General features: G+C 56.6%; 24 protein-coding genes and 3 tRNA genes. 14 read left to right on the forward strand and 13 right to left on the reverse strand.

The genetic code is table 11. The annotated features are described in order from the left end of the window. Positions 1-605: molecular chaperone (locus ACOI7D_RS22835; RefSeq protein ID WP_420667987.1), on the reverse strand; the 605-nt coding region annotated here is incomplete at its 3' end. Positions 606-680: 75 nt separating this feature from the next. Continuing rightward, positions 681-1,220 (reverse strand): fimbrial protein, encoded by a 540-nt coding sequence (locus ACOI7D_RS22840; protein WP_060592164.1) that lies wholly within the window; start codon positions 1,218-1,220, stop codon positions 681-683. A 494-nt stretch (positions 1,221-1,714) separates the two neighbouring features. Between ACOI7D_RS22840 and ACOI7D_RS22845 the strand changes: the two genes are divergently transcribed. After that, positions 1,715-2,281, forward strand: a complete 567-nt coding sequence (locus ACOI7D_RS22845) for a winged helix-turn-helix domain-containing protein (protein WP_060592162.1) — start codon at positions 1,715-1,717, stop codon at positions 2,279-2,281. Between the two features lie 155 nt (positions 2,282-2,436). Here the strand turns inward: ACOI7D_RS22845 and epmB are convergent, their stop codons facing one another. Beyond that, the gene (gene epmB / locus ACOI7D_RS22850; RefSeq protein WP_109546729.1) at positions 2,437-3,465 is read right to left on the reverse strand and encodes an EF-P beta-lysylation protein EpmB; all 1,029 of its coding nucleotides are present in this window, start codon (positions 3,463-3,465) and stop codon (positions 2,437-2,439) included. Positions 3,466-3,506: 41 nt separating this feature from the next. On the opposite strand from epmB, the gene efp reads away from it, so the two are divergent. The 4 genes from efp to sugE all read left to right on the forward strand — a co-directional run bounded on the left by efp (position 3,507) and on the right by sugE (position 5,044). After that, positions 3,507-4,073 (forward strand): elongation factor P, encoded by a 567-nt coding sequence (gene efp / locus ACOI7D_RS22855; protein ID WP_004206421.1) that lies wholly within the window; start codon positions 3,507-3,509, stop codon positions 4,071-4,073. 74 nt (positions 4,074-4,147) lie between these two features. Continuing rightward, complete coding sequence (locus tag ACOI7D_RS22860) at positions 4,148-4,279, forward strand: entericidin A/B family lipoprotein (protein ID WP_004206422.1); 132 nt, start codon at positions 4,148-4,150, stop codon at positions 4,277-4,279. Positions 4,280-4,436: 157 nt separating this feature from the next. Further along, the gene (ecnB, locus tag ACOI7D_RS22865) at positions 4,437-4,583 is read left to right on the forward strand and encodes a lipoprotein toxin entericidin B (RefSeq protein ID WP_004206423.1); all 147 of its coding nucleotides are present in this window, start codon (positions 4,437-4,439) and stop codon (positions 4,581-4,583) included. Positions 4,584-4,726: 143 nt separating this feature from the next. Continuing rightward, positions 4,727-5,044, forward strand: coding sequence for a quaternary ammonium compound efflux SMR transporter SugE (gene sugE / locus ACOI7D_RS22870; protein ID WP_004206425.1), 318 nt, complete (start codon positions 4,727-4,729; stop codon positions 5,042-5,044). On the opposite strand, the gene ACOI7D_RS22875 is transcribed toward sugE, so the two are convergent. The 5 genes from ACOI7D_RS22875 to frdA form a co-directional block, all read right to left on the reverse strand. After that, positions 5,041-5,574, reverse strand: coding sequence for a lipocalin family protein (locus ACOI7D_RS22875; RefSeq protein ID WP_109546728.1), 534 nt, complete (start codon positions 5,572-5,574; stop codon positions 5,041-5,043). The two genes, sugE and ACOI7D_RS22875, sit on opposite strands and share 4 nt — an antisense overlap. 113 nt (positions 5,575-5,687) lie before the next feature. Further along, positions 5,688-6,047, reverse strand: a complete 360-nt coding sequence (gene frdD, locus ACOI7D_RS22880) for a fumarate reductase subunit FrdD (RefSeq protein WP_002885526.1) — start codon at positions 6,045-6,047, stop codon at positions 5,688-5,690. A 10-nt stretch (positions 6,048-6,057) separates the two neighbouring features. Further along, complete coding sequence (gene frdC, locus ACOI7D_RS22885; protein ID WP_002885530.1) at positions 6,058-6,453, reverse strand: fumarate reductase subunit FrdC; 396 nt, start codon at positions 6,451-6,453, stop codon at positions 6,058-6,060. Positions 6,454-6,463: 10 nt separating this feature from the next. Then, the gene (gene frdB / locus ACOI7D_RS22890; RefSeq protein WP_004177729.1) at positions 6,464-7,198 is read right to left on the reverse strand and encodes a fumarate reductase iron-sulfur protein; all 735 of its coding nucleotides are present in this window, start codon (positions 7,196-7,198) and stop codon (positions 6,464-6,466) included. Then, positions 7,191-8,981 carry a fumarate reductase (quinol) flavoprotein subunit gene (gene frdA / locus ACOI7D_RS22895; protein WP_050533658.1) on the reverse strand — a complete coding sequence of 597 codons (1,791 nt, stop codon included), beginning with the start codon at positions 8,979-8,981 and terminating at the stop codon, positions 7,191-7,193. The genes frdB and frdA overlap by 8 nt, the downstream gene beginning before the upstream one ends. Positions 8,982-9,255: 274 nt before the next feature. Between frdA and epmA the strand changes: the two genes are divergently transcribed. Next, complete coding sequence (gene epmA / locus ACOI7D_RS22900; protein ID WP_004206428.1) at positions 9,256-10,233, forward strand: elongation factor P--(R)-beta-lysine ligase; 978 nt, start codon at positions 9,256-9,258, stop codon at positions 10,231-10,233. 187 nt (positions 10,234-10,420) lie between these two features. After that, on the forward strand, positions 10,421-11,923 hold the full coding sequence (yjeM, locus tag ACOI7D_RS22905; RefSeq protein ID WP_048336483.1) for a glutamate/gamma-aminobutyrate family transporter YjeM: 1,503 nt from the start codon (positions 10,421-10,423) through the stop codon (positions 11,921-11,923). Between the two features lie 37 nt (positions 11,924-11,960). Here the strand turns inward: yjeM and mscM are convergent, their stop codons facing one another. The 3 genes from mscM to rsgA form a co-directional block, all read right to left on the reverse strand. Next, positions 11,961-15,290, reverse strand: coding sequence for a miniconductance mechanosensitive channel MscM (mscM, locus tag ACOI7D_RS22910; protein ID WP_109546727.1), 3,330 nt, complete (start codon positions 15,288-15,290; stop codon positions 11,961-11,963). Positions 15,291-15,313: 23 nt separating this feature from the next. After that, entirely contained in the window at positions 15,314-16,276 is a 963-nt protein-coding gene (asd, locus tag ACOI7D_RS22915) for an archaetidylserine decarboxylase (protein WP_109546726.1), read from the reverse strand. 138 nt (positions 16,277-16,414) lie between these two features. Beyond that, positions 16,415-17,476: a small ribosomal subunit biogenesis GTPase RsgA gene (gene rsgA, locus ACOI7D_RS22920; protein ID WP_023291707.1), complete on the reverse strand. Its 1,062-nt coding sequence runs from the start codon at positions 17,474-17,476 to the stop codon at positions 16,415-16,417. Positions 17,477-17,570: 94 nt separating this feature from the next. Between rsgA and orn the strand changes: the two genes are divergently transcribed. Beyond that, a complete protein-coding gene (gene orn, locus ACOI7D_RS22925; protein ID WP_002885538.1) occupies positions 17,571-18,116 on the forward strand; it encodes an oligoribonuclease in 546 nt (181 codons plus the stop codon). 43 nt (positions 18,117-18,159) lie between these two features. On the opposite strand, the gene ACOI7D_RS22930 is transcribed toward orn, so the two are convergent. Beyond that, a complete protein-coding gene (locus tag ACOI7D_RS22930; RefSeq protein ID WP_101976670.1) occupies positions 18,160-18,891 on the reverse strand; it encodes a transporter substrate-binding domain-containing protein in 732 nt (243 codons plus the stop codon). 294 nt (positions 18,892-19,185) lie between these two features. Here ACOI7D_RS22930 and ACOI7D_RS22935 point away from each other — a divergent pair. The 3 genes from ACOI7D_RS22935 to ACOI7D_RS22945 all read left to right on the forward strand — a co-directional run bounded on the left by ACOI7D_RS22935 (position 19,186) and on the right by ACOI7D_RS22945 (position 19,553). Continuing rightward, a tRNA-Gly gene (locus ACOI7D_RS22935) sits at positions 19,186-19,261 on the forward strand. 68 nt (positions 19,262-19,329) lie between these two features. Beyond that, positions 19,330-19,405: transfer RNA gene (locus tag ACOI7D_RS22940), tRNA-Gly, on the forward strand. Positions 19,406-19,477: 72 nt separating this feature from the next. After that, positions 19,478-19,553, forward strand: a tRNA-Gly gene (locus tag ACOI7D_RS22945). 270 nt (positions 19,554-19,823) lie between these two features. On the opposite strand, the gene queG is transcribed toward ACOI7D_RS22945, so the two are convergent. After that, on the reverse strand, positions 19,824-20,963 hold the full coding sequence (queG, locus tag ACOI7D_RS22950; RefSeq protein WP_032454627.1) for a tRNA epoxyqueuosine(34) reductase QueG: 1,140 nt from the start codon (positions 20,961-20,963) through the stop codon (positions 19,824-19,826). 13 nt (positions 20,964-20,976) lie between these two features. On the opposite strand from queG, the gene nnr reads away from it, so the two are divergent. From nnr to amiB, 3 genes are read left to right on the forward strand one after another with little or no spacing between them, the layout of a single operon-like run. After that, positions 20,977-22,488, forward strand: coding sequence for a bifunctional ADP-dependent NAD(P)H-hydrate dehydratase/NAD(P)H-hydrate epimerase (gene nnr / locus ACOI7D_RS22955; RefSeq protein ID WP_162543099.1), 1,512 nt, complete (start codon positions 20,977-20,979; stop codon positions 22,486-22,488). Then, positions 22,481-22,942 (forward strand): tRNA (adenosine(37)-N6)-threonylcarbamoyltransferase complex ATPase subunit type 1 TsaE, encoded by a 462-nt coding sequence (tsaE, locus tag ACOI7D_RS22960; protein ID WP_004206439.1) that lies wholly within the window; start codon positions 22,481-22,483, stop codon positions 22,940-22,942. The genes nnr and tsaE overlap by 8 nt, the downstream gene beginning before the upstream one ends. A 16-nt stretch (positions 22,943-22,958) precedes the next feature. Continuing rightward, positions 22,959-24,320: an N-acetylmuramoyl-L-alanine amidase AmiB gene (gene amiB, locus ACOI7D_RS22965; protein ID WP_109546724.1), complete on the forward strand. Its 1,362-nt coding sequence runs from the start codon at positions 22,959-22,961 to the stop codon at positions 24,318-24,320. Positions 24,321-24,327 lie beyond the last annotated feature (7 nt).

A 24,327-nucleotide genomic window follows, 5' to 3' on the forward strand; every position in this document is an offset into this window, starting at 1 on the left:
CCAGCAGGTAGTTCATAACTTGTTGTCATAAGCGGTGGTATGAAGTTTTTTTCGGCCATTGATATTGTTTTTCCGTTTAGAGTTATTTGTGCGAAGTTCATAAAATATGGTGATGGGTTTTTAGCTGTGAGAGTATTACCATTAAGAGTCCATATAATATCTTTTGAGAATGATTCCGGTATGTCTTCCATCAATCTCTTTGGTCGGTAAATCAGTTTCATTTTTGTTCTGACCGCGATTTGTAATGAATTTCGCGTATCACTACTATCCATCGAAGGTATTGATGTAATGTTGAGGTAAAATAAGCTTTCTTTATCTGATGGCAACTCCGAATTCGATTTGAAAATCCTCACAACGTTTTTTTGATCTCCATCCATTCTAAATAATGGTGGCGTTACAGCAAAATATGAATTACTGGTCGTGGTACTTTCAATCCAAGATTTGATAAGATAAGGGCTGCTATCTTTATTATGAATTGACACAGAAACTTCTTTTTTTCCTTCAGCGTAAAGTACGCGAGTTGCACCTATCTGGATTCCTGCATACGCAGTGCCGATGGTTGAGATTATTGTTAAAAAGAACGTGTAAAAAATAGTTTTTATCATATTTTACCTGTTTTTATTATGATTATTCGCCCCTCAAATGAGGAGCGAATATTTAATTAGTATACTTGATTAGAATTAGTACGTTACCAGGAGCGTTGCAGTACCGTTGGCAGTACCTTCTTCAATATCACTTTCAACCTGAACATAGTTTGCTTTGAAATCAACAGTGGCAGCCCCGCTGGTCAGAGGGATTGCAGCAGACTTTTGACCTAATTTCAGATGCTGTCCAGTACCATCAAAAAGTTTAATTGCAACACCTTTAGCAACACCGGTATTGCCATAGTTGCTCAGACGAAGATAATCACTGTTGCTGTTGTAGTAATCACCGTCGAAAGTGACGTATGCGGCAGTCTTGGTGGACGGGCAACCTGAAATCGCGATGTCAATAGAAGCCAGACCTTGGCCATTACCTGCAGTTGAACCGACACCAGAGAACGCAGTTTTAGGAACATCACCCAAAGTTACATTACCAGTATTTGTACCTGAATTTTGGATATCAACAGTACAAGCACCATCAGTAATGTTGCCGGTGAAGTTAACGGTACCGTCATTTGCAAGAACATTTGCAGAGAACAGGCCACCTGCGATTAACACTGCAATGATGTTTTTATTCATTTATTTATTCCATTTATAATTACTAAAGTCCTGAATAGATGTCGGGCTTAGTTATCAATGTGTTATATACATAATAATAGCCTGAGCATCACGTTTGCTGTCTCCAGCCTCTTCATCATTTAACATATGCATGTTGAATGTATTCTAAGACTGGAGCGGTGAAGAATTTAATTCGAAAGCAGAGAAAATGCATGTGAATTTTTGCTGAATTTATTTTTTCTCTTTAAATTTAATAAGTTCATAAGATGTTTGCATAACACATAAAATGAGTGAATAAATTACATGGTGATTTGAGCTTGTGGGTATAGTAGGATTTTTCATCTTCCATTGTGTTGTGATGTCATGCTAACCTTGGCATAAGCTCTATGTAGGACGTCGGATTTTTTATTCTTTATACGAGACGATTAGTTTATAAGGACATATCCTGAAGGCTAGCGATAAAGTTGAGTTTATTTCATCTTTTTCACATGGCTAAATGAGGACAGGGAGAGATTATGATATTCAATGAATATATTATTAATAATGAAGTTATTTTTAAAGTGAATACCAACGAACTTTGTCCTCTTGGAGAAAATGGTGAGAATATTAGTTTGAATGCTCCCACAGCCCGTTGTCTTCAGCTTTTATTGGAAAGCGGAGGTAAAATTATATCCAGGGAGGAATTTCTGGATGCGGTATGGAAAACGCGTGGAGTTGTTGTGTCTCAAAATACTTTTTATCAAAATATTTCCTTATTAAGAAAGTCACTACTTAAAGCTGGACTATCAAAAAATATCATTATTACCGTTAGGCAGCGCGGTTTTGTTCTGGATACTGAGTTGCAAGTTACGTCATTCTTCAATGCTGAAGATGCTCAACCTGAAAGATTCTTTAACTCACAGGTCATCGCTAGCGTCTCATCTTTGCCGGTTGAGAGGAAAATAATTGATAAGATAGCTGTATCCAAAGTTTCGAAGGGAAATTCTATTGAGTATAAAAATATAGCCTTCAAAATTCCGCGCTGGGTTTTAATCCTTTTAGTCATTATGGTGGTGGTCAACATCCTTTCCTTAATTTGTTAAACTTCATTAATCAAAGTTAATGTTATATGCCAGAATGTTAGTGTATTGCTTGGCTCATTATTAAAAAAATTTCACTTTAGAGATATCTCTAGTTAGAAGCTGAATGCTCATTTCTAGGCTAGTAAACAGCCAGGTTGCTACTGGCTGTTTACTAATCAATATTGCTTCAGACCTAAATCCAGCGGCGTCTTGCTGGGTTCGCCGCCGATCTCTCGCGCCAGCTTCGGCACCATATAGCCGGAGATGAGGGTCAACAGTTCACGCATGATTTCACGGGCTTCATCATCGCTGACCATAAAGTGTGCCGCCCCTTGTACCCGGTCCAGCACGTGCAGGTAGTAGGGCATTACCCCGGCATTGAACAGCGCATTGCTGAGATCGGCCAGGGTTTGCGCGTTATCGTTCACCCCGCGCAGCAGCACGCTCTGGTTAAGCAGCGTGACGCCCGCCTGACGCAGCATGGCCATCGCCGCGCGAAACTCGCCGTCAATTTCATTAGCGTGGTTGACGTGGTTAACCAGGATCACCTGCAGCGACGAACGGTGGAAGCGGCTGGCCAGCGTCTCGGTGATGCGCGCCGGGATCACGATCGGCAAGCGGCTGTGAATACGCAGACGCTTAACGTGCGGAATGGCTTCCAGCTGGGTCATTAGCCAGTCAAGCTCATGGTCCTTCGCCATCAACGGGTCGCCGCCGGAGAAGATGATTTCATCAAGCTGCGGATGCTCAGCGATATAGTTCATTGCCGTCTGCCAGTTGCGCCTGGTGCCCTGATTTTCGGCATAAGGGAAGTGGCGGCGGAAGCAGTAACGGCAATTGACCGCGCAACCGCCTTTCACCAACAGCAGGGCCCGGTTGCGATATTTGTGCAACAGGCCGGGCACGACGCTGTGCTGTTCTTCCAGCGGATCGGTGGAGTAGCCGGGGGCGACGATAAACTCCTCTTCGGCGGTAAGTACCTGACGAAGCAGCGGATCGTCAGGGTTGCCTTTCTCCATTCGGGCAATAAACGCGCGCGGGACGCGCAGCGGGAACAGGCGTCTGGCCTCACGTCCGGCGAGCAGTTTTTCATCAGCGTCTACATTTAAAAGACGCAGCAGTTCATCAGGACTGGTCACAACATTGGCAAGTTGCGTTATCCAATCTTCTCTGGATGGGGTATTTAGGGTTACAATATGCGCCATTTTGTGGCTTAGCTACCAGTTAAACAATTTCAGAGGGCCTTATGGCGACTTACTATAGCAACGATTTTCGTGCTGGTCTTAAAATCATGTTAGATGGCGAACCTTATGCGGTAGAAGCCAGCGAATTCGTTAAACCAGGTAAAGGCCAGGCGTTTGCGCGCGTTAAGCTGCGCCGTCTGCTGACCGGCACCCGCGTTGAGAAAACCTTCAAATCTACTGATTCTGCAGAAGGCGCGGACGTTGTCGATATGAACCTGACTTACCTGTATAACGACGGTGAGTTCTGGCACTTCATGAACAACGAAACCTTCGAACAGCTGTCTGCTGATGCGAAAGCGATCGGTGACAATGCCAAATGGCTGCTGGATCAGGCTGAGTGCATCGTGACCCTGTGGAACGGCCAGCCGATCGCGGTCACCCCGCCGAACTTCGTTGAGCTGGAAATCGTTGAAACCGACCCAGGTCTGAAAGGCGACACCGCGGGTACCGGTGGTAAACCAGCGACCCTGTCTACTGGCGCTGTGGTTAAAGTGCCGCTGTTCGTCCAGATTGGCGAAGTGATTAAAGTGGATACTCGCTCTGGCGAATACGTATCCCGCGTGAAGTAATTTCACGTCATGATGACTGGGCGCAGCCTCTGTGCTGCGCCGCTCTTTCTGTACTGGCACGACGAGCACGACACATGAAGCGCAGCGTAAAACTCCTGGCGTTACTGTTTCTGAGCAGCGCACTGCTGTCTGGCTGCAATACCGCCCGCGGTTTCGGTGAAGATATTCAGGGCCTGGGTCACGCCATCTCTCGCGCTGTAAGCTGACTTCCTTCCGTTTCGCCTGCCGCGATCGCATTGCGGTGCGCCTGCTTCCTCCACGAATACTCCTTTTCTCTTAAAAAACGCAAAGATCCCTTCATCTGTGGACGGTTTGTCTATGCTTATAGGGCATGAAAACAAAACTGACACTAAGGATGACATTATGGTGAAAAAAACGATTGCAGCGTTCTTTACGGTTTTGGTCCTCTCTTCAGCACTGACCGCTTGTAACACCACGCGCGGTGTGGGTCAGGATATTTCAGAGGGCGGCAGCGCAATCTCTGGCGCAGCAACCAAAGCTCAGCAATAACAGCCTTCGACGGTACGGTTTTGCGCCGTACCGTTCTTCACTTCCCCCATCCTGTTGGATATACTCACTACGACTTTTCATCCACCTTACGGGACGACCCGTAAGCGTTTCTCATCCGGGGACGGCCCCAGCAAAGGAGCCTTATGTCCTGGATAGTCTTATTTATCGCTGGCCTGTTGGAAGTGGTGTGGGCCGTCGGCCTGAAATATACCCATGGCTTTAGCCGCCTGGTTCCCAGCGTCATCACCATCGTCGCGATGGTCGTCAGCATGGCGCTGCTTTCATGGGCGATGAAAACCCTGCCGGTGGGTACCGCTTACGCCGTCTGGACGGGGATCGGCGCCGTGGGCGCCGCTGTGACCGGTATCGTACTGTTAGGTGAATCCGCCAGCGCTATGCGTATCGCCAGTCTTGTCTGCATCGTGGTCGGCATCATTGGCCTGAAGATCAGCGCGCACTAGTTGTAGCGCTGATTGACCCAGACCAGTTTGCTGATATCAAAACCCTGCCGGGTGGCAATATCCAGCATCTGCTGCCTGACTTCCGGGGCGATGGTGGGGGCTCGCGCCAGTAGCCAGAGATAGTCGCGGTCGGGGCCGCAGACCAGCGCGTACCGATACTCTTTATCCAGCGCAATGACGTTATAGCTGCCATAGAAGGGGCCGAAGAAGGAGATCTTCAGCGCGGCTCGGCTGGGTTCGCCGGTAAAATACGCCACCCCTTCCGTTTTCTGCCACATGTCGCGGTCGGGGTTATAGCCTTTATTGACCACGTCCAGACCGCCGTCATCGCGCGGCTGCCAGGCGATCGTGACCTTTTCAAGCCCGCTTTCAAAAGGATGGTCGAAGCGGGCGATTTCGTACCAGGTACCCAGATAGCGCTGAACGTCGAAGGGGGTGACCACGATGACGCCCGGCGGCGGGGCAGGGGTGCTGCAGGCGACAGACAGGAACGAGACGGCGACCGCGGTGATTATCGGCAGGATACGCATGGTATGCTCCTTGCTGGCTTTTAAGCTAAGTGTAGAGTCCGGCAGGGCAAAGGCGGCAAGATTTTTCTATGAAGCGAGCCCGGTAGCAGAATTGCTGCCGGGCTCTTGCAGGATCAGATAAACAGTACGCCAACGAGAGTAATGACGCTGAGGATCGCCGCCAGACCGTAGAAGACCCATTTGCCGTTTGGCACATGGATTTTCAGGTCGTGCATGGCGTGGTGAATACGATGCAGCCCACACCACAGCGGCAGGACAATCATCAGAAAGATGAACGCGCGGCCGATAAAGCTCTGGGCAAAGGCCAGCACGCGCTCATAGCTGAAGGCGTCGGCCGGGGCGAGCCCCAGCGGCAGCAAAATGCCCACCAGCAGCACCATCACCGGCGCGACAATCGCGCCCCACATGCCGCCAGCGCCAAACAGCCCCCAGAAAACGGGTTCATCGGAACGTTTCGGATTGGGATTAATCATCTCAGCCTCCTTACCAGAACAGGGCGACAAACAGGATCACCACGGTGACCACCGCCGTCACCACCCAGAGACCTTTAATCACCGGCTCTGGCCCCATTTTTTCGCCTTTGATGATGACGTTGGCGGCTTTCGGCGCCAGCTCGAACCAGGTTTTGGTGTGCAGCAGCGCCGCCGCCAGGGTGATCAGATTGAGGATAACCACCACTGGATTTTGCAGGAATCCGATATATCCCGCCCAGCTTTCGGCGCCGTGCTTGAGGGCAAACAGCCCGTAAATCAGCACAATGCTAAACCAGACCGTCGGCACCGCCGTGCCTTCCCGCACCATGTAGAAGCGATAAAACGGCAGCTTTTTCCACCAGGTGGAGGTCATCGGCCGCACGTAGGGTTTGCGTTTCGTCGTCATAATGCACTCCTTAGCGTGGTTTCAGGGTGGCGATAAGAAAGTCTTTCGAACTTTCCACTTTGCCCTGCTGGATCGCGGCCGCCGGGTCGACGTGCTTCGGACACACTTCCGAGCAGTAGCCCACGAAAGTACATGTCCAGACGCCGTTCTGGCCGTTAAGCTGCGCCATGCGTTCCTTTTTGCCGTGGTCGCGGCTGTCTTCGTTATAGCGGTGGGCGAGGGTGATCGCCGCCGGGCCGATAAACTCCGGATTCAGGCCGAACTGCGGACAGGCGGCATAGCACAGTCCGCAGTTGATACAGCCGGAGAACTGATGGTATTTGGCCATCTGGGCCGGCGTCTGCTTGTTTGGTCCCTGGTCCGGGGTGCGGTTATTGCCGATGATATACGGCTTAATGGCCTCCAGACTTTCGATAAAGTGGGTCATATCCACCACCAGATCGCGCTCGATCGGGAAGTTGGCCAGCGCTTCAACCTTGATGCCTTTGGTGTAATCCCGCAGGAAGGTTTTACAGGCCAGCTTCGGTACCTTATTGACCATCATGCCGCAGGAGCCGCAGATCGCCATCCGGCAGGACCAGCGGTAGCTCAGGTCGGGCGCCAGGTTGTCTTTAATGTAGCCCAGCGCGTCCAGCAGCGAGGTCTGCTCATCGTAAGGCACGTCATAGAACGCGCTGTGCGGTGCCGTGTCGACCTCCGGGTTGTAACGCACCACTTCGACTTTCAGGTTTTTCATCTCAGCCATGGGTGGTCTCCTTCTTCTCAGCCGCTTCCGCTTCAGCGCCATAGACACGTTTCGCCGGCGGCAGCGTGGTGATCTTCACATCGCCATATTCCAGGCGGGTGGTGCCATCAGCCTCGCGGAAGGCGAGCGTATGTTTGAGGAAGTTGACGTCGTCGCGTTCGGTACAGCCTTCATCCAGACGCTGGTGCGCACCGCGCGATTCTTTACGGGCGATGGCCGAGTGCGCCATACATTCGGCAACGTTTAAACCGTGTCCCAGCTCAATGGTGTAAAGCAGATCGGTGTTGAATACGCTGGAGTTGTCGGTAATGCGCACGCGCTTAAAGCGCTCCTGCAGCTCAGCCAGCTTGTCGATAGTTTTCTGCATCAGCTCTGGCGTCCGGTAGATGCCGCAGCCTTCCTCCATCGAGAGCCCCATTTCGTCGCGGATTTTCGCCCAGTTTTCGTTACCCTCCTGGTTGACGAGATCTTTCAGACGACGCTCCACATCGGCAGCTTGCGCATCAAGGGCGGAGCCGTTCGTCTCGCCCGCTTGCGCGGCGCGCCGCATGGCCTGTTCCCCGGCCAGGCGGCCGAAGACCACCAGCTCTGCCAGCGAGTTGGAGCCCAGGCGGTTGGCGCCGTGCAGACCAACGGACGAGCATTCGCCCACGGCAAACAGCCCTTTGATGCGGGTTTCGCACTGTTGATCGGTTTCGATGCCGCCCATGGTGTAGTGCGCGGTCGGGCGTACCGGAATCGGTTCTTTCACCGGGTCGACGCCGACGTAGGCTTTCGCCAGCTCACAGATAAACGGCAGGCGCTCCAGCAGCTTTTTCTCGCCGAGGTGGCGCAGATCGAGGTAGACCACGTCGCCGCGCGGCGTGGGAATGGTGTTCCCTTTCCGCCATTCGTGCCAGAAGGCCTGGGACACTTTGTCGCGTGGGCCCAGCTCCATATATTTGTTCTTCGGTTCGCCGAGCGGGGTTTCCGGGCCCATGCCGTAATCCTGCAGATAGCGATAGCCGTTTTTGTTGACCAGAATCCCGCCTTCACCACGGCAGCCTTCGGTCATCAGGATCCCGGAGCCCGGCAGGCCGGTCGGGTGATACTGCACGAATTCCATATCGCGCAGCGGCACGCCGTGGCCCAGCGCCATACCCATGCCGTCACCGGTAACGATGCCGCCGTTGGTGTTGTAGCGATAGACGCGTCCGGCGCCGCCGGTGGCCAGCACCACCGCGTTGGCGCGGATCTGCACCAGCGTGCCTTCCATCATATTCATCGCCACCAGGCCGCGGGCCTGGCCGTCATCGACCAGCAGATCAAGGACGAAATGTTCATCAAAGCGTTGAATTTGGGGAAACTGAAGGGAGGTCTGGAAGAGGGTATGCAGCATGTGGAAGCCGGTTTTATCGGCGGCAAACCAGGTACGTTCGATCTTCATGCCACCGAAGCGCCGGACGTTAACGCTGCCGTCAGGGCGGCGGCTCCACGGGCATCCCCACTGTTCCAGTTGGGTCATTTCCGTCGGGCAGTGGTGAACGAAATAGTCGACGACATCCTGCTCGCACAGCCAGTCGCCTCCGGCGACGGTGTCGTGAAAATGGTACTCAAAGCTATCGTGATCCTGGGCAACGGCTGCGGACCCCCCTTCTGCAGCGACCGTATGGCTGCGCATCGGATAGACTTTAGAAATCAGGGCGATTTTGGCATTGGGGTTGGCCTGGGCGGCGGCGATAGCGGCGCGAAGGCCTGCCCCGCCGGCGCCAATTACGGCGAGATCGGCTTGAAAAGTGTGCACGACATTCCTCCAGTTTTAGTGTATTTCGCCGCCGGGCTGGCGAAAAAGTATCACTGCTCCTTTATAGGTACAGGAGTATAGCCGTAGGGTCAGTATGGAAAATTGACGTGTTCGATTTTTTTATCGATATGTGCGGTTATTTATCAGTGATATTTATGCATTTAGGTTAACGATAGATTAATGGCATGTAATCTGCCGGGGATTGCACAAAATTTGTTTCACTCGCCGGTTGCGAGTAGACTTCGTGCCCTTGTTTGCAATCGGAGAAAGTACCATGAGCGAGACGGCAACCTGGCAGCCGAGCGCACCCATTCCCAATCTGTTGAAACGCGCGGCGGTGATGGCGGAAATCCGCCGTTTCTTTACCGATCGCGGCGTGCTGGAGGTGGAGACGCCTTGCATGAGTCAGGCGACGGTAACGGATATCCATTTGTTCCCGTTTGAAACCCGTTTCGTCGGCCCGGGCCACTCACAGGGACTCAATCTGTACCTGATGACCAGTCCGGAATACCATATGAAGCGCCTGCTGGCGGCGGGCTGCGGCCCGGTTTTCCAGCTGTGCCGCAGCTTCCGTAATGAAGAGATGGGGCGGCATCACAATCCGGAATTCACCATGCTGGAGTGGTATCGTCCGTGCTATGACATGTATCGTCTGATCAACGAGGTGGACGATCTGCTGCAGCAGGTGCTGGAGTGCCAGCCGGCGGAAAGCCTCTCCTATCAGCAGGCGTTCCAGCGTCATCTGGATATTGACCCGCTCTCTGCCGATAAAGCGCAGCTGCGCGAAGTCGCGGCGAAGCTGGATCTGAGTAATATCGCCGATACTGAAGAAGATCGCGACACGCTGCTGCAACTGCTGTTCACCATGGGCGTGGAGCCGCACATCGGCAAAGATCGGCCGACGTTCATTTATCATTTCCCGGCGACTCAGGCCTCTTTAGCGCAGATCAGCCCGGAAGATCATCGGGTCGCTGAGCGCTTCGAGGTCTATTACAAAGGAATTGAGCTGGCGAATGGTTTCCACGAGCTGACCGACGCCCATGAGCAGCGCCTGCGCTTTGAGCAGGACAACCGCAAGCGGGCCGCGCGCGGCCTCCCGCAGCAGCCCATCGATAACAACCTGCTGGCGGCGCTGGAGGCAGGTCTGCCGGACTGCTCCGGCGTGGCATTGGGCGTTGATCGCGTGGTGATGCTGGCGCTGGGCGCTGAAAGCATCGGCGAAGTGATCGCCTTTACGGTCGACCGCGCCTGATGGCGCTGTCACCTCCCGCCGCCTGCGGGCGAGGGAGGTGACAGGCCTCTCCTGACCTATACTTCGTACGGTATCCCGGTATTCGCCCGAATACCCACAATCTCTCTCCGTGCTTTTGCTACTATCCGCGCTCTTTTTATGAGACCAGGCGTTGCCCGTCGGGCGATGCTCACGTTTGGATAGGTTTATGCATCAACAACTCAAGAAGATGAGCCTGATTGGGCTGATTCTGATGATCTTCACCTCGGTGTTTGGCTTTGCCAACAGCCCGTCGGCGTTTTATCTGATGGGCTACAGCGCTATGCCGTTTTATCTTTTTTCCGCACTCTTTTTCTTCATTCCGTTTGCGCTGATGATGGCGGAGATGGGCTCAGCCTTTCGTCGGGAAGAGGGCGGCATTTACTCCTGGATGAACCACAGCGTCGGGCCGCGCTTTGCGTTTATCGGCACCTTTATGTGGTTTGCGTCGTACATCGTCTGGATGGTGAGTACCGCGGCTAAGATCTGGGTGCCGCTATCTACCTTTTTGTTTGGCGCCGACAAAACCCAAAGCTGGGCGCTGGGTAGCCTGACCCCGACGCAGACGGTGGGCATTCTGGCGGCCTGCTGGATGGTCGTCGTGACCTTTATTGCCGTCAAAGGGATCAATAAAATCGCCAGGATCACCGCCGTCGGCGGTATCGCGGTGATGGGGCTTAATCTGGTGCTGCTGCTGGTGAGCGGGGCGATCCTGCTGCTCAACGGCGGCCATTTCGCCCAACCGTTAAACTTCGCCCTTTCGCCTAATCCGGGCTATCAGTCGGGCATGGCAATGCTGTCATTTGTGGTATTTGCCATCTTCGCCTATGGCGGAATTGAGGCAGTCGGCGGCTTAGTGGATAAAACCGATAAACCGGAAAAGAACTTTGCCAAAGGGATTATTATCGCGGCGATCGTGATCTCGGTTGGTTATTCGCTGGCGATTGTGCTGTGGGGCGTGAGCGCCAACTGGCAGCAGGTGCTCGGTGCGCGTTCAACTAACCTCGGCAACATCACCTATGTGCTGATGACCAGCCTCGGGAACACGCTCGGCCAGGCTCTGCACATGACGCCAGAGGCGGCAGCCCTCACCGGGATCTGGTTCGCCCGTATTACCGGGCTGTCGATGTTTCTCGCCTATACCGGCGCGTTTTTCACTCTCAGCTATTCGCCGCTGAAAGCGATCATCCAGGGCACGCCAAAAGCGCTCTGGCCATCGGTGATGACCCGTCTCAACGTTAATGGTATGCCCGCCGCGGCGATGTGGCTGCAGTGTTTGCTGGTCGGGGTATTTATTGTCATGGTGTCGTTCGGTGGGGACAGCGCTTCCGCGTTTTATAACAAGCTGACGCTGATGGCCAATGTCTCCATGACTTTGCCTTACCTGTTCCTGACCATCGCCTTCCCGTTCTTCAAGTCAAAAGCGCATCTCGATCGGCCGTTCGTGATTTTCAAAAACCGCCAGTCGACGCTGCTGGCGACCGGCGTGGTGCTACTGGTGGTGACCTTCGCCAATATCTTCACCATTATTCAGCCGGTCATCGACAGCGGGGACTGGAACAGCACGCTGTGGATGGTCGGTGGGCCGATCTTCTTCTCGCTGCTGGCGTTGGCCATTTACGAAAGCTACCGTCGGCGCCTGGCGTCCGGTGTGCTGGTAATGGAGAGCTAGAAAGTCTGCCCGGCGCCGCCGCCGGGCAGGGTATGGCCTACAGGCTGCCAGCCGTACGTCGGCTGGTTTTCCCGGCCGAGGTCATGGTTTTACTGCTTTGCCTGCCGTCGATACTTTCCAGCCGCATCTGGAACGGAGGGAACGGCATATCAATGCCATGCTCGCGGAAGCCCGCCAGGATCAGCTGATGCATCTCATGGCGTAGCGGCATGCGGTGCCCCATCTCGGCGGCAAAAATACGCAGCTCGAAAATCTGGATCCCCTGCTGCAGGTCGACGAGAAACGCCTCCGGCGCCGGGGTATCGATGACCAGCGAACAGCGATGCGCCGCGGCGATGAGGATCTTGGTCACCTCTTCGGTATCGGCGTCCACCGGAGCCGGCACCGTCAACACCACGCGGGTGACCGAGTCCGACAGCGACCAGTTGATAAACTGTTCGGTGATGAACGCCTTGTTCGGCACGATAATCTCCTTCCGGTCCCAGTCGCTGATGGTGGTGGCGCGGGTATTGATGCGGGTGACGCTGCCCGTCAGGTCGCGGATGGTGACCGTATCGCCGATGCGGATCGGCTTTTCAAACAGGATAATCAGGCCGGAGATAAAGTTAGCGAAGATCTCCTGCAGGCCAAACCCGAGACCCACACCCAGCGCGGCGACCAGCCACTGCAGCTTCGACCACTCAATGCCAATCATCGAGAAGCCCACCAGCCCACCGATCAGCATCAGCAAATATTTGGTGATGGTGGTGATGGCGTAGCCGGTGCCGGGCGTTAAATCGAGGTGCTGGAGGATCGCCAGCTCCAGCAGCGCCGGCAGGTTGCGCACCAGCTGAGTGGTGATGATCAGCACCAGAATGGCAATCAGCACTGCGCCAAGGGTGATGGGCTCGAGGCTTTCCACCCCCTGCACCGTCGAGGTGACGTCCCACAGCGAGATATTCTCAAGGAAGCCAAACGCCGAGTGAATTTCCGACCACAGCACGATGACTGACAGCAGCGCGATCAGCATCAGCAGAGAGCGCACGAGACGCAGCGACTGGGTACTGATGGCATCGAGATCGACCTCGCTGACCTCCGTCTCCACCGACCCTTCCGGGCTGCTGACGTGAACAGGCTCATCTTCGCCGCGGGCGCGCTGGGCGAGAATTTCCGCGCGACGATGGCGGGCCCGGTCGAAGGCCAGTCGGCGCCGCTGGATCAGCATCCAGCGGCGGATGATGTGATAGACCACCAGCAGCAGGAACCAGATGGCGACGGAGGTTTCCAGACGTGCCAGCAGCGCCTGAGCGGTGGCGAGGTAGCCGACGGCGGCCGCCAGCATGGCCACCAGCGGGGCGCCAAGCATCAGGTTCCACAGCAGGCGGTTCACCATGTTGTCGCCATTCCCCTCTTTATCCAGGTAGAGCGGGATGCCGGCATGCTTAAGGCTGAGGGTGACCACCGCCAGCGCGCCGCAGATCAGCAGGAAGCACAGGCGGCCCAGCGAGGCGGAGAACTCGCGGTCGTTAAGATTATCGAACATGATCAGCGCCATTATCAGCGGCACAATCAGTCCGATGCTCATCAGGTAGTAGCGCATCGCTTTCGCCACGCGGTTACGCAGCCAGCCGAAGTGGGCGATAAACAGCCCGTTTGGCCGGGCGAAGGTGGCGCAGATCATCACCACCCACAGCAGAGGCACCGTCGCGGTGACCCCATCGCCAATCGCCACCGCCAGCGGGAAGGGCCAGGCGGACTGCAGACCATAGCCGAGCGTCATCCACAGCACCGGCAGCGGCGAAGCCACCAGTATCGACCAGAAGACCGTGCGCAGCGTCAGCCAGAAGTGATCCTGGGTGACTTTCCCCACCCGAGCGCTGGAGCGCTCAAGGAAGCGGGTGAAATGGCGCCGGGAGCTGATGCTGAAGCCAACCAGCAGCAGGGCGGCAAACAGCGGTAGCAGGGTCTCTTTGCTGGTGAGCATCATCGCGCTGGCTTTACCCAGCTCGCTGATGGTATCCAGGGAGATCAGGCGCCGCAGATCCTGGACGATCTCCAGCGGCCAGGAGAAGCCGATGGGGCTGACGTCCGAAGTCCAGAACAGATAGCGGTGGGTAGCTTCGTTGATCTCCTTCAGCGCGTCTTCCAGCTGGCCGTTGGCGACCTTCAGCTTGGTGAGCTCCAGCATCAGGGTATCGCCGCCGCGCAGCAGCGAGTTCAGCAGCTCGTTCTGCGTGCGTAGCTGCGCCTGCAGGATCTTGTTCTGCTCGCTGGTCAGCGGTTCGCCGTCGGCCTGGCGGATCTGCCGCAGCTGCGGCTGCTTACTGAGTAAATCCTCAAAGCGCAGACGCTGCACGCGCAGCTGCGCCATTTCCGTATCCAGCTGCTGCGGGCGAGGGCGTTCCGGTAGCCGCGCCACCTGGGCGCGCAGGGCTTCGCCCAGCAGATTGGAGGAGCCCAGCCACTGCGACTGCTCGCGCAGGGTGTTTAACGCCTGACGCACCTGCAGCGTTTGATTCGTCGCCTGCCGCTGCTGGGACGCCACCAGATCCATACGCTGCGCCTGCTGGTTCAGCGCCTGGGAGAGTTCGCGGTTGACTTTAAACTGGGCGGTGATGTCCGGCGGCAGGTTTTCACTGTTCTCCGCCAGCAGTTCGGTACTCTCCAGCGCTTTTTCCGCCTCCCGCTGGCGCTGGCTGTTCTGCAGATTACGCAGCGCCTGCAGATAGGCATCCAGCTGCTCGCTCTGCTTTTGCGCCAGTTCAGAACGGGCGCGCGACAGCTCCTGGCGGTTATTGGCGGAAAGCTGGGCGAGGTCGAGCTCATCCACCAGCGCCTTCAGGCGCGCCGATTCCGCCTGCAGGGCAAGATTTTGCGCCTGGGCGAGAGCATTGTTGCCGGTTTGCGTGCCGATGCGGCGCTCAACCTCATTGAGCTGACGCCGGGCGTCGGTTTGCTGCTGCGGCAGCTGGTTCAGGGAGTCGGCGATTTCACGCGCGCGATCCTGCTCCTGCTGCGCCTGACGGCTTGACTCCAGCAGCTGGCTGCTGACCTGGAGGATCTCCTGGTTCAGCGCATCGGCGGTCAGGCCGACTGGCACCTGGCGCGGCTCTTCGCTCAGATTGTTGAGCTGGGCACGCAGGCTTTGAAACAGTTTGGGGAAATTGTCGATAACGTCCTGATACTGACGGGCGCGCTCGAGAGACGATTTTCGCTCCTCAAGCGCGTTCAGGGCGGACTGCAGAACTTCAACGGTTTCAGGCTGGGCGGGCTTTGCCGCCTTCGCCTGTTCCAGTTCCTGGGTTATCTGTTTAGCATCCGGGGCTGTCGCAGCGTACGCCCCGAAACTGAGGCTCAAGGCCAACAGGAAAGTGTATATCAGGCGCACGGCATAACCCTTTTGCTGAAGAATTAACCTTGGTCTTGTTTATCGTCAACCAGCGGGCTGGCGCGATGTTCGGCGCGGATCTCTTCTTTCGGTAACGGCGCCGGTTCAGCGGCGGTGGTTGCTTCCACCGTTGTCGCGAGCGGTTGGCCGATTTTAGTCACGGACAGGCTTTGCAGCGTGTCGACCAGCTTCACCTGGCCCGGGGCAAACAGGTTGATCACGGTGGAGCCCAGTTTGAAGCGGCCCATCTCCTGGCCTTTCAGCAGGGCGACGGAGCCTTCGCTGTCGCCAGCGGGCCAGGTCCAGCGTTTAATAATGCCTTCGCGCGGCGGGGTTACGGTGCCGGACCACACGGTCTCGATGCTGCCGACGATAGTCGCGCCCACCAGAATTTGCGCCATCGGGCCAAACTCAGTATCAAACAGGCAGATGACGCGCTCGTTACGGGCGAACAGGTTCGGCACGTTCTGCGCCGTCAGATGGTTAACGGAGAACAGGTCGCCTGGAACGTAGATCATTTCGCGCAGGATACCGTTGCACGGCATGTGCACGCGGTGATAGTCGCGCGGCGACAGATAGGTGGTGGCGAAGCTGCCGTTACGGAACAGGTCGGCCATCTGGTAGTTGCCGGCCAGTAAGGCTTCCAGGCTGTAGTCGTGGCCCTTGGCCTGCAGAATTTTATCGTTCTCAATGGCACCAAGCTGGCTGATCACGCCGTCGGCCGGCATCACCAGTACGTTAGGATCGGTATTCAGCGGGCGAACGTCGTCGCGCAGCGGGCGCACAAAGAAATCGTTGAAGGTGCGATAGGCCGCGGTATCCGGCTTCTGCGCCTCTTTCATATCGACCTTGTAGTATTTCACGAACAGATCGATGACCAGCTTCGTCAGCCAACCTGCGCGTTTGCTCGCACCCCAGCCTGCGAGGCGGGTGAGCCACAGTTTAGGCAGAATGTATTGCAGTGAAAGTTTAAGATCGTTTAACAAAGTAGCCTCCAGGCCATGATATGTCGTTCCTGACCCCGCCTGCGGGCGGGGACCTGAAAAAAGGGGACGATTCTATACGTAAAACTCGCCAAATGGCATCCGCGTAAGCCGCGCCTGACGTGACGCTCAGCTTAATGGTCAGTCATCGGTCGAGGAAAAGTTTTTACGCGTTTTTACCTGTACCTGCGCCATGCTTTCCAGGATGCGGTGGTAGTTCTCGAAACGGCTTTCGGCGATCTTGCCGCTCTCTACCGCTTCGCGAAGCGCACAGCCAGGATCGGTATCGTGTTTACAGTCGCGATATTTGCAACGGCCTAAATAATCATGGAATTCGACAAAGCCGTTGGTGATTTGTTCCGCTTCCAGATGCCACAGGCCGAACTCACGTACCCCCGGTGAATCAATCACATCGCCACCGTGCGGGAAGTGGTAGAGGCGCGCCGCGGTGGTGGTGTGCTGGCCTAAGCCGGAAACGTCCGAGACATCATTGGTGAGGATCTGATCCTCATTCAGCCCCAGCAGGGCGTTCAGCAGGCTTGATTTACCCACCCCGGACTGCCCGGCGAAGATGCTGATGCGGTCGGTCAGGGCCGCTTCCAGCGGCTTGAGGCCGTCCTGAGTACGGCTGGAGACCAGCAGTACGCGGTAACCGATGTTGCGGTAGATGTCCATTTGCTCATTGACGAAGCGCAGGCCATCGTCATCCAGCAGATCGATTTTGTTCAGGACGATTAACGGTTCGATATCCTGCGCCTCGCAGGCCACCAGATAGCGATCGATAATATTCAGCGACAGCTCAGGCAGGATCGCGGAAACCACCACGATCTGGTCGATATTGGCGGCGATAGGCTTCACGCCGTCGTAAAAATCCGGGCGCGTCAGGACGGAGGCGCGATCGTGAACCGCTTCGACGATCCCTTTGACGCTTACGCCGTCGGCGGCGTCTTTACCCGGCCGCCAGACCACGCGGTCGCCGGTGACCAGCGAACGGATCGTCCGGCGGATATTGCAGCGATGCACGCTGCCGTCAGCGGATTCGACGTCGGCATGCATGCCAAAGCGACTGATGACAATGCCTTCCGACGTGTCGCCAAACAGGTTGTCATCGTAGTCGGCCTTCTCCGCAGTGGTTTTCAGACGGCGCTGGTGGTTGGCTTTGACGCGGCGCTGCTGGCCTTTGGAGAGTTTATTTTTACTCAATCGAACTGGCTCCTGGTCGCCCTGATGGGGCAAAACCTCTATGATACACGCTATTTTAGATGAATATAGTCACGCAAGAAGGGTGGAAAATAGCATGAGTGCAAATGAAAACAACCTCATTTGGATCGATCTTGAGATGACAGGGCTGGATCCGGAGCGCGATCGCATTATTGAAATCGCCACCCTGGTGACCGATGCCAACCTGAACATTCTGGCCGAGGGGCCGACCATCGCGGTGCATCAATCGGATGCCCAGCTGGCGCTGATGGACGAGTGGAATGTGCGGACGCATACCGGCAGCGGGCTGGTGGATCGCGTGAAGGCCAGCACCGTCAGCGAGCACGACGCCGAACTGGCGACCATTGAGTTTCTTAAGCAGTGGGTGCCGGCGGGCAAGTCGCCGATCTGCGGCAACAGCATCGGCCAGGATCGTCGCTTCCTGTTTAAGTACATGCCGCAACTGGAAGCCTATTTCCACTATCGCTATCTGGACGTTAGCACGCTGAAAGAGCTGGCGCGTCGCTGGAAGCCGGAAATTCTCGACGGCTTTAAAAAGCAGGGTACCCATCAGGCGATGGACGATATCCGCGAGTCAGTCGCCGAGCTGGCTTACTACCGCGAGCATTTCATTAAGCTGTAAACCGCGACCGGGCCCTGTGCGCGGCCCGGTACACCTTTCTGCGTTATTTAAACCACTTCTGCTGCATCTGCTGGAAGTCAGGCGTCGCCATGACCGCAGTCAGGGCATCGTTGATCGCATTCAGCAGCTCCGGATCGTCTTTGCGCACCGCAATCGCATACTGCTTACCGTAATAAGCCGGGTCGGTGGCCCGTTCATCCATGATGGCATAGTCAGGGTTCTCCTGCTGCCAGGCGTCGAGGGTGGCAAAGTCGCCCATGACGCCGGTTATTTGCCCGGCCTTCAGCGCGGCCAGGGCGCTGGCGACGTCGTCGTAAGGAACAGCCTGTACGGCTTTCTGTTTATCACGCAGATAGTGTTGATGCAGTGAGCCTTTCACCACGCCGACTTTTTTGGTTTTCAGGTCGGCAAAGGTATGGGCGACATCTTTGTTGACGATCACCACCCCGGAGAGCGCCTGGCGATAGGGACGGCTGAAGGCGACCTGCTTCTCACGCATCGGGATCACTTCCATGCCGGCAATCACCGCGTCAAATTTCTTGAAGCGTAAAGCCGGGATCAGCGTATCGAAACGCTGCGCCGTGAACTGGCACTGCGCCTGCATCTGCTGGCACAGGGCCTGGGCAAGATCGATATCGAAGCCGACAGGCTGATTTTTGCCGTTGGCGGTGACAAACGGCGGATTGGCCGTGCTGGTGCCAAAATGGAGCGTCTCGGCTGACGCGGTTCCGATGGCCAGCGTGCTCAGCAGCAGGACGGTGAGGACTTTTCTCATGCTAATTCCCTGTTTGGCGGCGTGGTGGCCTCGTTTTACGTCGCGCCACCGCTGTATGATGCGAGCGATTTTGCGTCATTCAGGCGGGCGGAAAAAGCGATTTTGCCCGAAATGACGCTTATTTATACAATTCAGCGGCGTAGGTGGCGAGAAAATATCCATTTAAACAAAAAACGCAAAAAAGTGATGAACAGGGGGTTGCAGGGGCATCGAATTCTCGTATAATGCGCCTCCCGTAACGACGCAGAAATGCAAATTACGACGCCATCGAAATATGGCAAAAAATGCAGTAACGCGGGAATAGCTCAGTTGGTAGAGCACGACCTTGCCAAGGTCGGGGTCGCGAGTTCGAGTCTCGTTTCCCGCTCCAAAATTTGAAAGCACCATCCTGATCAAAGGATTTCATCTCGCAGATGCGGGGCGAAAGCCAAAGATTAAGCGGGAATAGCTCAGTTGGTAGAGCACGACCTTGCCAAGGTCGGGGTCGCGAGTTCGAGTCTCGTTTCCCGCTCCAAAATTTGAATGACACACCACACCAGTCGCAGTTTTCAGGTTGCTACACAGTAGCTTGAATGACGATGATTAAGCGGGAATAGCTCAGTTGGTAGAGCACGACCTTGCCAAGGTCGGGGTCGCGAGTTCGAGTCTCGTTTCCCGCTCCAAATTTTCTTCCATCTCTTATTTATCCACAGTGCAATCCAGCGCCGGGGATGATTTTCGTTTGGTCTGCAGAAATACTGTGAACAGAGTTATCCACAAGTTGTCGTTTCGTCTCTGACGGCGTAAATGCTTCGCTTTGTAAATAATATCTTTATATCTAATTGAAATTTAACAATTAAATTTCATTTCGAAATGTTAATCCGATCACTTGACCTCGGTCTGCGCCTTGAAACGCAATGTGTTTTAGATTTTATTCACAGCCTGTGAATGAATCAGGCGTCGCGCGGCAGCCCTTTCTCTACCACCCTGACCAGACGTAATTTTTTCGGCAGCTGTACTTCAACGGCGTCGGCGCTCCGCTTTTTCAGCTGCTGGGCCATAGCCCACTCAATGTGTTCGTCGAGAAGCGGGTGCTCGCCCAGGCGACTCTCCAGCGCGCGAAGATGGGCTTCATCCCAGGGCGCATTACCCAGCGCGACGGCGATATTACGCAGCCAGCGCAGGTGACCAATGCGACGAATCGCCGACCCTTCGGTCACCTTCAGAAACCACGCTTCGCTCCAGGCGAACAGCTCCACCAGCGGCGGGGCATGCAGCGCCTGGCGAGGACTGAAATCCTCTTCATCGGTGAGCTGTGAGAAACGGTTCCACGGGCAGATGAGCTGGCAGTCGTCGCAGCCATAGATCCGGTTGCCGATGAGCGGACGGAATTCCTCCGGGATCGCGCCTTCCAGTTCGATGGTGAGATAGGAGATGCAGCGGCGGGCGTCGACGGTATAGGGCTCGACGATGGCCCCGGTGGGGCAGATGGTCATGCAGGCGACGCAGCGTCCACACTCCTCCGCGACCGGGCTGTCGACCGGCAGGGGCAGGTCAATCAGCAGTTCGCCGAGGAAAAAGAAGGATCCGGCGTCGCGGCTTAAGATAAGTGAGTGCTTACCTGTCCATCCAAGGCCCGCTTTTTCTGCGATGGGCCGCTCCAGGATAGGCGCGGAATCGACAAAAGGTCTAAAATTGAGCGAAGCACACTGTTCCTGAATCTTCTCACCCAGTTTTTTCAGGCGATTACGTAGCAGCTTATGATAATCACGCCCAAGGGCATAACGGCTGACGTAACCCAGCGCGGGATCTTTCAGGGTGCGGGCAAAGGCGGCGTTGGCGGGCAGATAGTTCATCCGCACGCTGATGACGCGTAACGTACCGGGCAGCAGTTCGTGGGGGCGGGCGCGCATCATACCGTGACGGGCCATCCACTCCATTTCGCCGTGGTATTGTTTATCCAGCCATGCCTGCAGTTTGGGTTCACTGGCGCTAAGGTCGGTATCGGCGATACCGACCTGCTGGAACCCGAGCTCTGTGCCCCATTGTTTGATTTGTTGCGCTAACTGAACGAGATCGAGGGGCTGTGACATGATGGACCATACAATGACGAAAAACCCTGACAGTATACCATACAACATTTGGCCTGCGGAGGCGCTGCGCCTGGCCGAACGAGAGGCGGCGGACAGCCTGGGACTGACGCTGTTTGAACTGATGCAGCGCGCGGGCGAGGCGGCGTTCCAGCTGGCCAGCCGCGCTTTTCCTGACAGCGCGCACTGGCTGATCCTCTGCGGGCATGGCAACAACGGCGGCGACGGATATGTCGTCGCGCGTCTGGCCCAGGCCGCCGGGCGGCGGGTGACGCTGCTGGCGGTGGAGAGTGACAGCCCGCTACCGGAAGAGGCGCAGGCGGCGCGGGAGGCATGGCTTAACGCCGGCGGCGTGATCCATGCGGCCACAGTCCCCTGGCCAGACGATATCTCACTGATTATTGATGGCCTGCTTGGCACCGGGTTGCGCAGTGCGCCGCGCGAATCCATCGCGGCGCTCATCCACCAGGCGAACCACCATCCTGCGCCGGTGGTGGCTCTGGATATCCCTTCCGGTCTGAATGCGCAGACCGGCGCGACGCCGGGGGCGGTCATTCAGGCCGACCATACGCTGACGTTTATTGCGCTCAAGCCGGGGCTGCTGACCGGCAAGGCGCGGGATGTCGTCGGGCAGCTCCACCATCATGCGCTGGGGCTTGAGCGCTGGCTCGCCGGACAAAGTACCCCCCTGACGCGATTTTGCGCCGCCCACCTTGCCGACTGGCTGCCGCCGCGCCGGGCTACCTCCCATAAGGGCGATCACGGCAAGCTGGCGATCGTCGGCGGCGAGCGCGGCACGGCAGGCGCGATTCGCATGTGCGGTGAAGCGGCTTTACGCGCCGGCGCAGGGCTGGTGCGAGTACTCACTCACCCTGAGAATGTGGCGCCCATTGTCACCGCCCGGCCGGAATTAATGGTGGATGAACTGACGCCGCAGACCCTGAAAGCCGCGCTGGAATGGGCGGATGTGGTGGCGATTGGCCCGGGCCTGGGGCAGAACGAGTGGGGACGCAGCGCCCTGCGCATGGTGGAAAGTGTTAACAAACCGATGGTCTGGGACGCAGACGCGCTGAACCTGCTGGCATTCAATCCCGATAAACGTCACAATCGCGTGCTGACGCCGCACCCCGGCGAAGCGGCCCGTCTGCTGAACGTCAGCGTGGCAGAAATTGAAAGCGATCGCTTACTTTCTGCGCAGCGTCTGGTAAAACGGTATGGCGGCGTGGTCGTGCTGAAAGGCGCGGGCACGGTGGTGGCCAGTGAAAGCGGGGCGATGGGCATTATCGACGCCGGCAATGCCGGGATGGCCAGCGGCGGAATGGGCGATGTGCTCACTGGCATTATCGCCGCATTGTTAGGACAGCACCTGACGCCGTATGATGCTGCCTGTGCCGGGTGCGTCGCGCATGGCGATGCCGCCGACCGACTGGCCGCCCGCGAGGGCACCCGCGGCATGCTGGCGACCGATCTCTTTTCCACGCTCAGGCGTGTTGTTAACCCGGATGTGATTGACGTAGACCATGATTAACCGAGTGATTCCTTTACCCGATGAGCAGGCCACGCTGGCCCTGGGCGACCGTATTGCGCAGGCCTGTACCGGCGCCACCGTGATTTACCTGTATGGTGACTTAGGCGCGGGGAAAACCACCTTTAGCCGCGGCTTTTTACAGGCGCTCGGTCACCGCGGCAATGTCAAAAGCCCAACCTATACCCTGGTGGAGCCGTACACCCTCGACAAACTGATGGTGTATCACTTCGATCTCTACCGCCTGGCGGATCCTGAGGAACTGGAATTTATGGGGATCCGCGATTATTTTGCCGACGATGCCATCTGCCTGGTGGAATGGCCGCAGCAAGGCGCAGGTGTCCTGCCTGACCCGGACGTTGAAATTCACCTTGATTACCAGGCACAAGGGCGTGAGGCGCGCATTACCGCGATCTCCTCACGGGGTGAGTCTTTACTGGCGCGTTTAGCCATTTAGCCTGAAGGATGACGGGATGAAGTATCGCATAACCACCTGGCTTGCCGCTGCGCTGATGCTGTCGAGTCTTCACGCCACTGCGGCGAGTTTATCCGATATCCAGGTCTCCAACGGAGACCAGCAGGCCCGTATAACTCTTAGCTTTGTCGGTGAACCGGAGTATTCCTTTACCCCGCAAGGCAAACGACTGGTGGCGCTGGATATCAAGCAGACCGGCGTATTGCAGGGACTGCCGCTGAAATTTAGCGGCAGCAACCTGGTGAAGAGTATTCGCGCCGGTACGCCGCAGGATACGCAGACGCTGCGTCTGCTGGTGGATCTGACGGAAGATGGCAAAACCCGGGCGGTGAAGCAGCAGAACGGGGCGAATTACACGGTGGTCTTTACCATCAACGCCGACGCGCCGCCGCCGCCGCCGCCGCCGCCGCCTCCTGTGGTGGTGAAACGGGCCGACCCGCCGCCGGTAATGCCTTCCCGGACGGCGATGGCGGGACGCAATCCGTTTAGCTCGTCGGGCCACGATCGGCAGACGCTGATGACCCCCTCTCAGCCGGCGATGACCAACAATCAGACCGTGACCCGTCCGGCGGCCCGCACGGTGTCGGCGCAGGATAAGGTGATTATCGCCATCGACGCCGGGCACGGCGGTCAGGATCCTGGCGCGATTGGCCCGAATGGCACCAAAGAGAAGAACGTGACTATCGCTATCGCGCGCAAGCTGCGGGCGCTGCTGAACGCCGATCCGCAGTTTAAACCGGTGCTGACCCGTGATGGGGATTACTTTATTTCGGTAATGGGGCGCTCGGATGTGGCGCGTAAGCAAAACGCCAACTTCCTCGTCTCAATCCATGCCGACGCCGCGCCAAACCGCGATGCCACCGGCGCCTCGGTATGGGTGCTCTCGAACCGTCGCGCCAACAGTGAAATGGCCGGCTGGCTGGAGCAGCATGAGAAGCAGTCTGAACTGCTCGGCGGCGCGGGCGATGTGCTGGCGAACAGCCAGGCCGATCCCTACCTGAGCCAGGCGGTGCTGGATCTGCAGTTCGGTCACTCCCAGCGCGTCGGCTACGATGTGGCGACCAACGTGCTCAGCCAGCTGCAGCGGATTGGCAATCTGCATAAGCGCCGTCCTGAGCATGCCAGCCTCGGCGTACTGCGCTCGCCGGACATTCCGTCGATCCTCGTGGAAACAGGCTTTATCAGTAACAACGGGGAAGAACGGCTGCTGGGGAGCGATGATTACCAGGAGCAGATTGCGGAGGCGATTTACAACGGTCTGCGCAACTACTTTATGCAGCATCCGCTGCAGTCTGCGCCTCGCGGCGAGGCGGCGCAGACCGCCAGCGCCGCAGCGCCAGGCGGGATGTTGATTAACTAAGGAGCAG

The sequence above is a fragment of the Klebsiella sp. C360 genome (assembly GCF_048822415.1).
In the GTDB taxonomy this organism is placed as follows: Bacteria; Pseudomonadota; Gammaproteobacteria; order Enterobacterales; family Enterobacteriaceae; genus Klebsiella; species Klebsiella quasipneumoniae.

Bases quoted from the DNA above. Each gene is read 5' to 3' on its own strand.
- ACOI7D_RS22840 (WP_060592164.1), bottom strand. From the start codon at position 1,220: ATGAATAAAAACATCATTGCAGTGTTAATCGCAGGTGGCCTGTTCTCT.
- ACOI7D_RS22845 (WP_060592162.1), top strand. From the start codon at position 1,715: ATGATATTCAATGAATATATTATTAATAATGAAGTTATTTTTAAAGTG.
- epmB (WP_109546729.1), bottom strand. From the start codon at position 3,465: ATGGCGCATATTGTAACCCTAAATACCCCATCCAGAGAAGATTGGATA.
- efp (WP_004206421.1), top strand. From the start codon at position 3,507: ATGGCGACTTACTATAGCAACGATTTTCGTGCTGGTCTTAAAATCATG.
- ACOI7D_RS22860 (WP_004206422.1), top strand. From the start codon at position 4,148: ATGAAGCGCAGCGTAAAACTCCTGGCGTTACTGTTTCTGAGCAGCGCA.
- ecnB (WP_004206423.1), top strand. From the start codon at position 4,437: ATGGTGAAAAAAACGATTGCAGCGTTCTTTACGGTTTTGGTCCTCTCT.
- sugE (WP_004206425.1), top strand. From the start codon at position 4,727: ATGTCCTGGATAGTCTTATTTATCGCTGGCCTGTTGGAAGTGGTGTGG.
- ACOI7D_RS22875 (WP_109546728.1), bottom strand. From the start codon at position 5,574: ATGCGTATCCTGCCGATAATCACCGCGGTCGCCGTCTCGTTCCTGTCT.
- frdD (WP_002885526.1), bottom strand. From the start codon at position 6,047: ATGATTAATCCCAATCCGAAACGTTCCGATGAACCCGTTTTCTGGGGG.
- frdC (WP_002885530.1), bottom strand. From the start codon at position 6,453: ATGACGACGAAACGCAAACCCTACGTGCGGCCGATGACCTCCACCTGG.
- frdB (WP_004177729.1), bottom strand. From the start codon at position 7,198: ATGGCTGAGATGAAAAACCTGAAAGTCGAAGTGGTGCGTTACAACCCG.
- epmA (WP_004206428.1), top strand. From the start codon at position 9,256: ATGAGCGAGACGGCAACCTGGCAGCCGAGCGCACCCATTCCCAATCTG.
- yjeM (WP_048336483.1), top strand. From the start codon at position 10,421: ATGCATCAACAACTCAAGAAGATGAGCCTGATTGGGCTGATTCTGATG.
- orn (WP_002885538.1), top strand. From the start codon at position 17,571: ATGAGTGCAAATGAAAACAACCTCATTTGGATCGATCTTGAGATGACA.
- ACOI7D_RS22930 (WP_101976670.1), bottom strand. From the start codon at position 18,891: ATGAGAAAAGTCCTCACCGTCCTGCTGCTGAGCACGCTGGCCATCGGA.
- queG (WP_032454627.1), bottom strand. From the start codon at position 20,963: ATGTCACAGCCCCTCGATCTCGTTCAGTTAGCGCAACAAATCAAACAA.
- nnr (WP_162543099.1), top strand. From the start codon at position 20,977: ATGACGAAAAACCCTGACAGTATACCATACAACATTTGGCCTGCGGAG.
- tsaE (WP_004206439.1), top strand. From the start codon at position 22,481: ATGATTAACCGAGTGATTCCTTTACCCGATGAGCAGGCCACGCTGGCC.
- amiB (WP_109546724.1), top strand. From the start codon at position 22,959: ATGAAGTATCGCATAACCACCTGGCTTGCCGCTGCGCTGATGCTGTCG.